Raw genomic sequence first — 12,731 nt, 5'->3', positions numbered from 1 at the left:
ATGGATATTTTGCAACGTCGAATAGACGAAAGATTAAACCAGCTTTTCAAGTTTAAAAAAGCTGGCGACTGGTACCGTAGCGGTATATGCCCTAAATGCAACCAGAAAGAGCTCTATACCCACGCAATTACTCCGAAGGTAGTGAAGTGTGGACGTATCAACAAATGTAACTATGAAGAACATGTAAAGGATATCTGCGACGATTTATTTAAAGACTGGTCAAAGGATTTTCCAAAGACCGAATATAATCCGAATGCCTCTGCAGATGCCTACATGGTCCATGCCCGAGGTTTTGATATTTCCTCAATTAAACACCGGTACAAACAAGAACTTTATCGTGACTACAAAAACCAAAATCTTGTAACAGCTACGGTTCGCTTTGAACTTGCACCGGGTATTTTTTGGGAAAGGTTTATCGATCGCCCGGAGAGATTCGGGCGAATGAAAGCCAATTTTATTGGTGAGTGGAAAGGACTGTCATGGACAGTTCACGAACTGGATGACCTGTGCAATGCGAGTAGTATCTGGCTGACTGAGGGAATATTTAACAGTATCGCATTGTCACAGTCGGACCTGATCAGTATCAGTACCATGAACAGTGGTAACTATCCGAATAATATCCTCCAACGGATCGCTACACGCTGCAAGGAACTAGAAAAGGACCGCCCTCGCCTTGTTTGGGCTTTAGATAATGACAAAGCCGGTAAAAAATATTTAACCAAACAAATTGATCAATCGATTCAGGACGGCTGGCAATGTACTGCTGCTTTGCCTCCAGTAGGGAAAGACTGGAACGACCTATTCCAAAGTAATCAACTCACTAAGAAACACCAGGATAAATATATCCATTGGGGCAAGCTTCAGATTGCCAAAACTGCTGAAGAAGCAGGCCTGTTAATTTATAACTTCTATCACTTGGCCAAATTTTATTTTAACCATGGTTATCGCACGTACTGGTGGGAGCTGGACCATAAAAAATTTAATGCGGTAATGGAAGCCACTGAACAAGCTCAAGGCTCAATTCTTTCTGAAGAAGAAAAAAAGATCCAGGCACTTAAAAATAGTTCTTCAGTCGTCGAGATCTGCAACGCCCAGCTGGAGCCTCTATATTTCCAACGAAATGAAATTACCGACGAAAGTTGGTATTACTTCCATATCCAGTCACCTTGGGGAGAAGTTAAAGCAACGTTCACCCCTGAGCACATTTCATCACGTAGCAAGTTTAAACCCCGTGTTATGGGCGTTCTATCTGGTGCCATGTGGACTGGTTCAGATCAACAGTTAGAAACCTTTATTAAACGCAAAACGGAAAGCCTGCGGGAAGTAAAGACGATCGACTTTATTGGCTACAGCAAAGAACATGATGTTTATATCTTCGACCAGTTTGCTGTGCATAAAGGCCAAGTTATCCCCAAGAACGAGCATGATTACTTCAGAACAAACAAAAAGGAGATCAAGACTTTAGCCTCGACTCCAGTAATTCATTTAAACATCAAGAAAGAATTCCAGCCGACTTGGTGGCGCGATTACTACGATCTCAATGGCGAAGTCGGACTAATCCTTTTAGCTTGGTGGACAGGTTCATATTTCGCTGAACAGATCCGTGCAATGAACTCATCCTATCCATTCTTTGAATTTGTTGGCCAGGCGGGATCTGGTAAATCAACCCTAATCGAAATGCTTTGGAAGTTTAGCGGTCGTGAAGCCTACGAGGGCTTTGACCCGAATAAGTCGACCAGTGTGGCGATTTATCGTAACTTCGCCCAAACATCAAACATGCCGATCGTGTTAATTGAAGGTGACCGTAATGATCAGCAATCAGCACAAAAAGCCAAGTTTTCATGGGATGAGCTAAAGGATGCATTCAACGGCCGCGCAATCCGCTCCAAAGGCCTGAAAACAGCCGGTAATGAAACATACGAGCCACCATTCCGTGCAGCGGTGATGATCAGCCAGAATACGCCGATCCAAGCCTCTGAAGCGATCCTGTCTCGTACCCTGCATATTTCGGTCGACATCAAAGGTCACAGCTTAGAGAAAAAGAATATTGCGACCAGGTTGTCGCAAATGCCATTGGATGAGGCATGTACTTATATGACGTACTGCCTGAAGAACGAAAAAAAGATCCTGGACACATATCAAGCCAACCTTAAAAGCATTGAGGCTGATTTCCACGCTAAAGGGATCACCCATGTGCGTATTGCGCTCTGTCATGCCCAAGTATCAGCCATGATCGATGCATTAGCCGAGCATGTACTTAAAAAAGAGATCAGCGCAACCGAGATCCAGAACGCTAAAACCATGCTGGAGAACATGGCCCGTAAACGTGTCGATGAAATCGGCATGGATCACATATATGTACAACAGTTTTGGGATGCATACGAATACCTCAACAGTATTCGTAATGTCCATTTTCATCTTAACCATTACCAAGCAACGGAGGCACATATCGCAATCAATCTAAACGAAGTCTACAAAGTTGCCGCACGTAATTTCCAGGCACTGCCTGACATAAATGAAATGCGCAACCTCCTACGCACAAGCAAACGTTACAAGTTTGTGGAAGCAAACAAACCGGTCAGATCCAATAAATTCCCCGCAGATGATGCCAAAAATCTAGGGGATTACACCAACGATAACCCCCTTCAAAGTGAACGGATTATCAAGTGCTGGATCTTCACAAACCCGAATCAAGTCAAACAACCAGGAACAAAAAAATGACTACTGTTGACCCGCGAAATATTGATGAGGCCATAGGCCAAGTGGAGAGCTGTATTTGCTCTTTGAAGTATCAAAACAACCGCTCAACACGTAAAGAAGCGAAGGACGTTTTACAGGTAATCAAAAAAAATCTGCCTTGGGAGCAGTACACGAACCTCAAGGAACGGATCGTTTTATTACAAAGTCTTATTTTTCAACCAGGCTAATATTAGGAAATTAGAAATGAAAAATCATCCAATCTTCAAATTAACCATCGAGATCTCACCGACTGAGAACCATACAATGCTGCTTAATGAGGAGCAAAGTAATTTTTATATTGGGCGCCTACCTTCACACTGCAGTCGAACAAATCTATTTAATGCACTTGAATTAGTTAAAAAAAATAGACCTCAAGACGAAATAGATTTCTTCGAAAGAATTGCACTTCAGACAAAAAATGAAAGCTACAAGATTGAATTTGAGGGTATCCCTGTTTTTGACGCATCAAAAAAATCCGAGACGCTTTTTAAGGATGTTCGTATTAAACCGGAGAAAATCCGAAATCTAATTATTGTCTGCTACGACAATAGAATTTTTTCCCCGGTTATTTTCGACGGTGAAAATTACCGCATTTTTGATGGGAAAAATTGTATTCGTCCTAACACAATTCACAAATGGGCATATGAGGAAGAAGTTTTCCAAAAACTAGGGCTTGAATCTATTGATCCAGAATTGGCAAAACAGATCCACTCCCAAGTGGAAACAGACCGTAAAGAAGAAAGAAAAAATAATGCAGGTGTCAAAGTCTTAGAGGTCATTCTAGAAGTATTAAAAGAAGCCGCTGAAGAACAGCCAAAACGACCATTCCACTAACTTTAAATTTAGAGCTCACATACAGAAGCGGCCACTCCTGTATGTGACACACAATTACTCCGGAGCGAAATTATGCAAAACGATTCTACATTACAAACAGAACAAGCGGAAATTCCAGAATATTTACAATGCGATCCACGCACATTCCATGTCAAATATGACAAATGGAGTGATGTGTGTGATTTAGAGTTCACCATTGTTATTAAATGCACAGATAGCGAACTTCATGAACACAATAATTTTTGGTCCAATCATGAAAGCCGGCTTAAAGAAAATAATGGGGATATTGTCAAAGTCATTCTAAAAATGATTTCTAAAAAGGTATTTTGGGCCTGTTATAACGGAAAAGATACGGTTGCAACTGACATTGCCTCCAGTTGGGGTATCAACTCAATTTTTCATGAAGAAGGTTGGGGACGTGACTGTTTTGAAATTACCAAAATTCATTTCGATAATTATGTAAGTGGTGATGATTTTGAATTCACCCCTGTAAATGCAGAGGGATAAATCATGTATACAGCTAAAAATTTAGATAATTTTAAAAAATACTGTGCAGATACCTTTGGCATCTCAGCTGACGATGAATGTTTTAAAATCCATAGCACGTATGATTTTTTTGAAAAAGAAGATACTCGCCGGCTTTTTATAACATGGTGGTTTTTCAAGCAAGCTGAACAAAAGAAGCAACTTCTAAAAAGGGAATACACAACCGAAGAACTAATCAGATTAGAAAATGATAACAACATTACAGGCTTAATCGGCTTTTGGAGTGGCAAGGAACCATTTATAAGCTGGAACTTAGTATGTCGATGCTGTAACAACGTTATTAAATCTATAGAAACACCTTTAGATAGTGAATGTCCTGAAGAATTTAAGGATTATCAGGGGGATCAAAATGTCTAAATTCAATTGCCAATGTGGTGGCCTCATCCTTCCTGACTACGAAGCTTTAGCCATTGGCCAACAGGTCAATTTTTCTATTCAGGAACGTAAAAACGGTTATGGCCATAAAATTATTGTGGACCATAAACATTACACTGGGGAGATCACTGCGATCGATCAAGACCGTATTACAGTTAAAACCCGGGTACGAACTTTTGACTTGTATCGATACGACCTGACCCCTGCAAATGCTCCAAGGGTTGCTGATTATTTAAGGGTAGGTAAATGCTTATGCAACACAAGCAATCTGAAAAGGTCAGCATGACAAACGCCACAATTATCCTGAGCAGTTCCTCATTTATGGGGGCTGTTTATTTTCTTACACAAGTTATGGGGTCATGAAAATGGATGCATGTAATTTCGATATCATCACTTTTGGGAAGTTCAAAGGTCGAAGTGTTAAGAGCTTGGCCACTGAGGATCTATTGCATTTAGATGTAACAGAACAAGGACAACGTATCCGTGATGCTGTGCTGGCTGAACTTGAATTTCGTGCTCAGTTAGAACAAGACAATGAAATGGATGATTTACCCTTTTAAGGATCTGAACAATGGAACTGAATGCAGAAAAATTACTGGAAAAAGTATTCCTTAAAATGATGAAGGCTATCGAATCAAAGCCAATCATTCCGATCGAGCATCAATTATGGGACCTTGATGATATCGCTCAATATTTTGATTACTCTGCCGATTATGTGAAAAGGTATATCATCACAAATAAGCATTTCCCACCTAGCCGGGATCTACCTACTAAAGATGATCATACTGTTCAACGCTGGAGGGCTAAGGATGTAATCGATTACGCGATGGCCTACGATAAAGCCGTCGTGCAGTACTCCTAAAAAATAAAGCCACCGTCAGGTGGCTTTTTTATTACGCTATCTTTTGAAACTCACAGGATTGATTCAGTTCATCCACGATTTCATTATTTGTAGGGTTGTAATACACCAGGGCGAATTTTGGGTCCTTCCAACCGAATATCTTGCACAACGTCAAAGCATTTTTGATTCGCTTGGCCATCAAAGATGCTGCCTCATGTCTGGAATCATGGAAAGTCAGATCTGCATTTTCTAAACCGGCTAATTTCCGAGCCTTCCGGAACAAAGTATCTCGTGATGAATCAGAAACAGTAAATACTTTAGGACATGCCTTGCGGTCGATTTGAAGCGCTAAAGACCAAAGATGAACAGCAAAATTATCCAACGGAACAATTCGAGACGTTCCATTTTTTGTATCAGGTAATAGAACCTGACTTTTTGCAAGTTGCACTTCGCGCGGCAGCCGGTTCACAATCTCGCCCGATCGCATACCCGTGGCCATAGCAATGAGCCAGATTAATGCGACTTCCTGCATTTTTGTTTCTGGTACCGTACCCGGCACATATTTTAATGCAGCTAACATTTTCTCAACCTCATCTAATTCGACACGACGTTCCCTGTTCTTTGGCTTGGGTGGCAACTTCACGTCAGCAACGGGATTATGTTTAATCCATTTCTTTTCGACGCACCAAGAGAAAAATGCGGACAACGTGGAAAAATCCCGACGGACAGAGCTCGCTTTTAATGGGTTGATCGATCGATTTAGACATTGATCACGATAGTTGGCCAGATAATCAGATTCATAGTTCACCAGTGGCCAGTCGACCTTAGGTAAATGGTCCTGAAAATATTTAATCCGTTGCTGTTCTTTTTTTGCAGTCTTTTTAAATTGTGACACTTCAGCCGAGTACCTGGATAAAGCTTCATGAACGGTTAAAACAATTTTTTTCTTTAAAGCTTCTTCAGTGGAGTGATTGAGCAAAATATCTCGCTCACGTTGTGCTGCCCACTTCATTACATCAAGCTTAGATTTCTTAACTTTACTGCAACGCACATCTAATACACGCAAATCAGCTCGCCATGAGCCATTCGCCTGCTGATAAACAGACAAACTCATTTTATGCACCAAGTTCCTAATTTCCAAAAATAAACCCACAAAAAAAAGTGTGGAAAATGTGTGGAAATATATACCTGAAAAACCCCGAAAATACCGTAAAAAAACACAAACACCAGAAACGACAAAGCCCCAAGTCCTTGAATAATAAGAACTTGGGGCTTCGAAATATCTGTGTAAGACATCGAATGGTCCCGAGGGTCGGACTCGAACCGACACGTCATCTCTGACAGCGGATTTTGAGTCCGCCGCGTCTACCAATTTCACCACCTCGGGAAGAGTGCGATGCTTTGTGTTGCGTATAATAACCTGTTTGATTTTATTGTCAAACACTAACTCACGCTTATTGCTCACTTTTAAATCATTCGGATATTTTTCTGCTTATAAACACGCGAACTCAGCGAAAAAACGCAAAAAAGACTATACTACGCCCAATTTTTGCAATGTTTTAGATGTATGCAACTCTCCGACTTTTCGTTTGATCTCCCCGATGAACTTATTGCTCGCTATCCATTAGACAGCCGTAGCGCATCTCGCCTGCTGCATATCGATGCGCAAGGTCAATATCATGACCATGCCTTTACCGATATTCTCGATCTACTCGAAGAGGGCGATTTACTGGTACTGAATGACACCAAAGTCATGAAAGCACGCTTAAAAGGCAAACGTGCTACCGGTGGCGCAATCGAAGTGCTGGTTGAGCGCATGCTGGATACCCACACTGCGCATTGCCATATCAAATCAAGTAACTCACCTAAAGCAGGCGCAGAACTGTATATCGGTGAAGATGCGGTTCCTGTCGCTGTACAAGGCCGCCATGAAAACCTGTTTGTGGTGAAATTTTCACAACCGATTTTGTCGGTACTGGATCAATACGGTCAGCTCCCGATTCCACCTTATTTCAATCGTGAAGCCGAAGAGATTGATACTGAACGTTATCAAACTGTGTTCCATGATCCTGAAAAAATTGCCAGTGTCGCTGCGCCTACAGCCAGTCTGCATTTCGATCAAGACCTATTAGAAAAATTGGCTGCTAAAGGCGTACAAAAAACCTTTGTGACCTTGCATGTCGGTGCAGGAACGTTTATGCCTGTGCGTACTACAGACATTACCAATCACATTATGCATAGTGAATGGTGTGATGTCCCGCAAGCCACCATTGACCTGATTCTGGCAACCAAGGCACGCGGTAATAAGGTGATTGCGGTAGGCACTACGGCGACCCGTGCGCTGGAAAGTGCAGCACAGGCCAACCAAGGCCAAATTGCAGCGTGGACCGGTGATACCCAGATCTTTATCTATCCGGGTTATCAGTTCTGTATCGTGGATCGTTTGATTACCAACTTCCATTTACCTGAATCGACTTTATTGATGCTGGTTTCAGCCTTGTCGAATCGTGACAATATCTTGGCCGCTTATAAACATGCGGTGCAACAACGTTATCGTTTCTTTAGTTATGGCGATGCGATGCTGATTGATCAACTCGACGCTTAAAACAATCAATAGGCTAAATTCAGGTTTAGCCTATTTTTTTCAGAATAATGATTTAAGAAAACCATGCCATTTATATCTAAAAAAATTCAAAAAACCTTTCAAAATCAATTCATGCATAATCAGGTGACCTTAGAAAATATTAAGGCCATTCGCCAGTTGCTTGAGGAACAGCCCACACCCGACACGCTTATTCATCGCTTAAGACACTGGCAAGGCGAACAAAATCTGCATATCAAGAATTACCTTTACTGGGCGCTGACCACACTGAGCCTGATTTTTTTATTGGCTGGCCTTTTGTTCTCAGGCTACTACCTGATTGTTTGTGTTGCTTTGTTTGCTCTTGGGCTGCGTTATCGCATTCCGACCATTGAACTGGAAAACTTAAAACAGGAACTCAGGCTTTATCTGCTGGAACAGACCTATCAGGTTCGGTTTGATCATGAAAATACACCATTAACCCATGTATTACAGGAACATCCCTTATTTCAACTCGGTGATAAAGACAATACCGTTACAACCTTACTTACTGGGCAAATGCTCATTAAACAGAAAAACTATGATTATTCAGTGATTAAATATCATTACACTTATTTAACTAAAACAACCGACGATCAGGGAAGAGAGGTTTGGGAAACCACTCATTGTGATTTGTGGGGGGTGCTGATGGAGAATTTTCCCTATAAAGGCGTGAGTATTTCAGCCGCACATAAAAGCCGTTGTCATCTTGGCATTGAATGGCAGTCCAGTGATATCCGTTTTAACCAGAAATATCAGCAGAGTGGTATCAGTGAATTTGAGTTTGTGAAATTCTTAACCCCAGAGCGCTTGCTGGCACTTGAGCAGATGATGCAGGCTTTTCATGGCGATTTTTATGTCGATCCGCACACTGGCCTGATGTGCTGGTTATTTAATGAGTCGCCTTTGGCCGAAAATAATTATTTGTTTCAGGCCATGAGCATCAATGAACTGGCCGAAAAGCTGGAACAGTTGCAAATGCCAAAACTTCAGCGTTTACAAGATGCTTTCTCTAGTCTGCTCAAGACCCTCTAATTGCATTTATAACGGTTAAAATAACCCGCAAGGTACTTCTTAGTTTCTGAAATTTAACGCATAATTCAGTTTATACCCAGCAATTATAATGACATAAAAACGCCATGCCGATCGATACCGTACAACAAGCCCTCCATATCCGGCGTAAAAAAAATGCGCAGGTATTTCGTAACATCGCACGTTTATGGGAGGCTGGACAAAAATCGCATAGCGATCAGGATTTGTTAGATGCTTTGCATCCTTGGCGTGAAGATCATAATCTGTGTTTTTTTAATGCCCTGCCCTACTTACTGGGCATCATCAGCATCGGCACGCTGGTATTTGGCTATTTTCTGCATCCGCATATTCAATATATCTGGAGCCTGCTCGGGGCATTTCTGACCGGTTTTCTGGCGTACCTCCTGTATGAACCGCGAGAACCACTCACCCGTGTAATCAATTATCTTGAACAACGCATCACGGTATTACGTTATGGCCTGCAGTTTCAGCAATTGCCTGCTTATTTACCGATTCAGGCGCAACCGCTACTGGTGATGAGTAAGTTAAAACAACATTTCCCCTTATTTAATCGTGGCAGTGAATCCAACGAAATCACCCAATACGCATCCACGACATGGAACGATGGCACAACCACGCATCAGGTGTTGCTTTTTCAATATCATTACGTCAATGAAATGCCAATCCTGCAAGATCAGGGTAACGATAAGAAAATCGTCAAAGAGATCCATAAAGATTTATGGGGCGCCTTTATTTTTCAAATGCCTGCTTTGGGGATTGCAGTCAGCAATCAACGCTCTCGTTTTTTTGAGCCCTATAGCAGTGCCTGGCAAAGCAGCGATATCCTGATTAATCAGGAACTGAATATTTTTGGCCTGGATCAACATCAGTTGGCCAAGCAGGTCAGTCCGAGTTTAACTTTAAAATTACATGATTTTTTTCAACATTTTAACGGTGATTTAATTTATCATCATCAAGAACAAATCCTGTGTTATGTAGGCGAACAAAATCTTTTCCAAACCGCCAGTAAACGCAGTGAAATACATGATATTCCGGCATTACGCGGACACTTGCGCACCATGACCATGCCGCAGTATCAGAAGTTTCAACAACTCATGCTGAATTTAATTAGCTAATCATCTCGCAATAACAATAAGGGGCAAGCGATGACAGGTTTACTCATTTTCTTGGGGATTTTTGTGGTGCTGATTGTCTGGGGCGTGTCGATCCGCAACAACATCGTACGCTATTTTAATGCCACCAAACGGGCATGGTCAGAAGTGGCCAATTTTGAACGTCAAAAAGTAAAAACACTAGAAGCCTTGGAAGCAACGCTAGACCAATATACCCAGTTCGAGAAATCCACTTTGGAAAAAGTCACTGAATTGCGTCAGCAGATCCTCAATCTGAATGTCAATGACACGGATATTTCACAGTTACAACAGATTGAGAAAATGAGCAAAGAGCTGATCCGTAGCTTGAATGTGGTGGTCGAGAATTATCCTGAACTGAAAGCGGACGCGCTGTATAGCAAGATGATGGATGATATTCAGGAGCAAAACGAGAATGTCGGTGCTGCGATTACCATTTTTAACCGTAATGTGGAACTGTTTAATAACCAGATCGAAGTATTTCCCAATAACCTGATCAATACCCTGACCTTATCCAAGAAAAGCATTCGTCCGTTTAAGGATAATCTGGTCACTGAAAATTTTGACTATAAACCGAATTTTTAGTGCGGTAGTTAAACATATTAGCGTCTTATAGTTATCTCACTCATTTCAGTAAAAACCTTCGGTTGGAGTTACTTTTGTTTTGGCAAAAGTAACCAAAACCCTTGCACAGCTTTAATCGCTGTTCATAGACTGACGGTACATCCCTGCTACCGCAGTCTAACGCGGCGGCATCCATGCCGCCATCTCGATAGCAAATTTCCTCACAAATGTCGCATTACAAAATGCAAAAACCTTATTCACGTAAATCAGTATTTGCTCATCAACATTCGAGCAAATATCACTAAAAACTTATCAAACTAAATCTATTTTATCTCTCGCTACATTTAGTAGTAGAACTGGACGCCATAATCAAGGAAAATAGCCGCTTTTGATCAGCGAACTGTTTTTTCGCCTTGATGGATAGTGTATGAAATTTGAAAAATTAGGCCAGTCGGGGCGCGCCCGTCGTGGTCGACTCACCTTAGAACATGGTGTGGTTGAAACACCTGTATTTATGCCGGTCGGTACTTACGGCACGGTCAAAGGCATGTTGCCGCGCGATATTGAAGACATTCAGGCACAAATTATTCTGGGTAATACCTTCCATCTTTATTTACGCCCTGGTCTGGAAGTGATTAAAGAGCACGGCGGTCTGCATGAGTTTATCAAATGGGATAAACCAATTTTGACGGATTCGGGCGGTTTTCAGGTCTTTAGCCTGGGTGCAATGCGTAAGATCAAGGAAGAAGGTGTCACCTTCCGTTCGCCGATCGATGGTTCAAAGGTGTTTCTGTCTCCAGAAATTTCGATGGAAATTCAACAGGTACTCAACTCAGACATCGTGATGATTTTTGATGAGTGTACTCCTTATCCTGCAACCCATGAAGAAGCGCAAAAATCATTGCAGCTTTCTTTACGCTGGGCAAAACGTTGTAAAACCCACCACCATGATGAGCTTAAGAATAAAAATGCTTTATTCGGCATCATTCAGGGTGGCATGTACGAAGACCTGCGTGATGAGTCACTGAAAGGCTTGTTGGAAGTCGGTTTTGACGGTTATGCGATTGGTGGCTTGTCGGTCGGTGAACCGAAAGAAGAAATGATCAAGGTGCTTGATTATTTACCTAACAAAATGCCACAAGACAAACCACGTTACCTGATGGGTGTGGGTAAACCGGAAGATATCGTGGAAGCGGTGCGCCGTGGCGTCGATATGTTTGACTGCGTGATGCCAACCCGTAATGCCCGTAATGGTCATTATTTTGTGACCGATGGTCTGGTCAGAATCCGTAACAGCAAATATCGTCATGACAAAGGGCCATTAGACCCACATTGCGATTGCTACACTTGTAAAAACTTTACCCGTGCCTATTTATATCATTTAGAGAAGTGCGGTGAGATGCTGGCTTCAATGCTCGGCACCATCCATAACTTGCGTTACTACCAACGCCTGACCCAAGGTATGCGTGATGCGCTGGATAACGGCACATTTGATGAATACGTTCAGGACTTTTATGCACGCCGTGGATTAGATGTTCCGCCTTGCCCAGAAGACTAATGTCAGGTAAATGCATCAAGATTTGCGCCTGATCGCAAGACAAGGTACATTGCAAAACGAATTGGAATTTATTGTTAATTTTTTGGCTTTTTAATTTTAGGAAAATGAAATGAGTCTTTTCATCTCTACTGCTCATGCTGCACCGGGTGCAACACAAGGTCCAAGTCTTATGGCTAACTTGTTGATGATCGCGGTATTTATCGCAATCTTCTATTTCTTGATCTGGAGACCTCAGGCAAAACGTGCCAAAGAACACCGTTCTTTGATCGAAAGTCTGGGTGTAGGCAGCGAGATCGTGTTTGCTGGTGGTTTAATGGGGAAAATTATCAAACTCGAAGGTGACTTTGCAGTCGTTGAACTCACTCGTGGTGTTGAGGTAAAAATCCAGCGTGCGAGTGTCATTTCAGTATTACCTGAAGGCACATTAAATAACCTTTAATCATAAAATAGTCGTGCCTCAGCACGACTTTT

15 protein-coding genes and 1 tRNA gene are annotated in these 12,731 nt (G+C 41.9%); 14 read left to right on the top strand and 2 right to left on the bottom strand.

The window, feature by feature from the left end:
• The 8 genes from IEV39_RS12400 to IEV39_RS12365 all read left to right on the top strand — a co-directional run bounded on the left by IEV39_RS12400 (nt 1) and on the right by IEV39_RS12365 (nt 5,356).
• Nucleotides 1–2,721: a toprim domain-containing protein gene (locus IEV39_RS12400; RefSeq protein ID WP_005289201.1), complete on the top strand. Its 2,721-nt coding sequence runs from the start codon at nt 1–3 to the stop codon at nt 2,719–2,721.
• Nucleotides 2,718–2,927 (top strand): hypothetical protein, encoded by a 210-nt coding sequence (locus tag IEV39_RS12395; protein WP_005289204.1) that lies wholly within the window; start codon nt 2,718–2,720, stop codon nt 2,925–2,927. The genes IEV39_RS12400 and IEV39_RS12395 overlap by 4 nt, the downstream gene beginning before the upstream one ends.
• 16 nt (nt 2,928–2,943) lie before the next feature.
• A complete protein-coding gene (locus tag IEV39_RS12390; protein WP_005289206.1) occupies nt 2,944–3,573 on the top strand; it encodes a hypothetical protein in 630 nt (209 codons plus the stop codon).
• A 72-nt stretch (nt 3,574–3,645) separates the two neighbouring features.
• Complete coding sequence (locus tag IEV39_RS12385; RefSeq protein ID WP_005289209.1) at nt 3,646–4,080, top strand: DUF2528 family protein; 435 nt, start codon at nt 3,646–3,648, stop codon at nt 4,078–4,080.
• A gap of 3 nt (nt 4,081–4,083) precedes the next feature.
• Nucleotides 4,084–4,476 (top strand): hypothetical protein, encoded by a 393-nt coding sequence (locus IEV39_RS12380; protein ID WP_005289211.1) that lies wholly within the window; start codon nt 4,084–4,086, stop codon nt 4,474–4,476.
• On the top strand, nt 4,469–4,780 hold the full coding sequence (locus IEV39_RS12375; RefSeq protein WP_005289216.1) for a hypothetical protein: 312 nt from the start codon (nt 4,469–4,471) through the stop codon (nt 4,778–4,780). Before IEV39_RS12380 ends, IEV39_RS12375 begins: the two co-directional genes overlap by 8 nt.
• 79 nt (nt 4,781–4,859) lie before the next feature.
• Complete coding sequence (locus IEV39_RS12370; RefSeq protein WP_032883207.1) at nt 4,860–5,054, top strand: hypothetical protein; 195 nt, start codon at nt 4,860–4,862, stop codon at nt 5,052–5,054.
• An 11-nt stretch (nt 5,055–5,065) separates the two neighbouring features.
• Complete coding sequence (locus IEV39_RS12365) at nt 5,066–5,356, top strand: hypothetical protein (protein ID WP_005289220.1); 291 nt, start codon at nt 5,066–5,068, stop codon at nt 5,354–5,356.
• Between the two features lie 31 nt (nt 5,357–5,387).
• On the opposite strand, the gene IEV39_RS12360 is transcribed toward IEV39_RS12365, so the two are convergent.
• Together IEV39_RS12360 and IEV39_RS12355 are read right to left on the bottom strand one after the other, a co-directional pair.
• Nucleotides 5,388–6,449 carry a tyrosine-type recombinase/integrase gene (locus IEV39_RS12360; protein ID WP_032883208.1) on the bottom strand — a complete coding sequence of 354 codons (1,062 nt, stop codon included), beginning with the start codon at nt 6,447–6,449 and terminating at the stop codon, nt 5,388–5,390.
• Between the two features lie 186 nt (nt 6,450–6,635).
• Nucleotides 6,636–6,722: transfer RNA gene (locus IEV39_RS12355), tRNA-Leu, on the bottom strand.
• 180 nt (nt 6,723–6,902) lie between these two features.
• On the opposite strand from IEV39_RS12355, the gene queA reads away from it, so the two are divergent.
• From queA to yajC, 6 genes are all read left to right on the top strand, one after another.
• Complete coding sequence (queA, locus tag IEV39_RS12350) at nt 6,903–7,940, top strand: tRNA preQ1(34) S-adenosylmethionine ribosyltransferase-isomerase QueA (RefSeq protein ID WP_005289225.1); 1,038 nt, start codon at nt 6,903–6,905, stop codon at nt 7,938–7,940.
• A 63-nt stretch (nt 7,941–8,003) separates the two neighbouring features.
• Complete coding sequence (locus IEV39_RS12345) at nt 8,004–8,990, top strand: hypothetical protein (RefSeq protein ID WP_005289228.1); 987 nt, start codon at nt 8,004–8,006, stop codon at nt 8,988–8,990.
• A gap of 104 nt (nt 8,991–9,094) precedes the next feature.
• The gene (locus IEV39_RS12340) at nt 9,095–10,123 is read left to right on the top strand and encodes a hypothetical protein (protein WP_005289231.1); all 1,029 of its coding nucleotides are present in this window, start codon (nt 9,095–9,097) and stop codon (nt 10,121–10,123) included.
• A 30-nt stretch (nt 10,124–10,153) separates the two neighbouring features.
• A complete protein-coding gene (locus IEV39_RS12335; RefSeq protein ID WP_005289235.1) occupies nt 10,154–10,723 on the top strand; it encodes a LemA family protein in 570 nt (189 codons plus the stop codon).
• Nucleotides 10,724–11,129: 406 nt separating this feature from the next.
• Entirely contained in the window at nt 11,130–12,260 is a 1,131-nt protein-coding gene (gene tgt / locus IEV39_RS12330) for a tRNA guanosine(34) transglycosylase Tgt (RefSeq protein WP_005289237.1), read from the top strand.
• A 109-nt stretch (nt 12,261–12,369) separates the two neighbouring features.
• Nucleotides 12,370–12,699, top strand: a complete 330-nt coding sequence (yajC, locus tag IEV39_RS12325) for a preprotein translocase subunit YajC (protein ID WP_005226801.1) — start codon at nt 12,370–12,372, stop codon at nt 12,697–12,699.
• Nucleotides 12,700–12,731: the final 32 nt, after the last annotated feature.

Origin of the sequence: Acinetobacter courvalinii, assembly GCF_014635545.1 — a bacterium.
Classification (GTDB): Bacteria; Pseudomonadota; Gammaproteobacteria; order Pseudomonadales; family Moraxellaceae; genus Acinetobacter; species Acinetobacter courvalinii.
The sequence above is the reverse complement of the archived record's forward strand: the minus strand, read 5'-3'. Positions and strand labels throughout refer to the sequence as shown.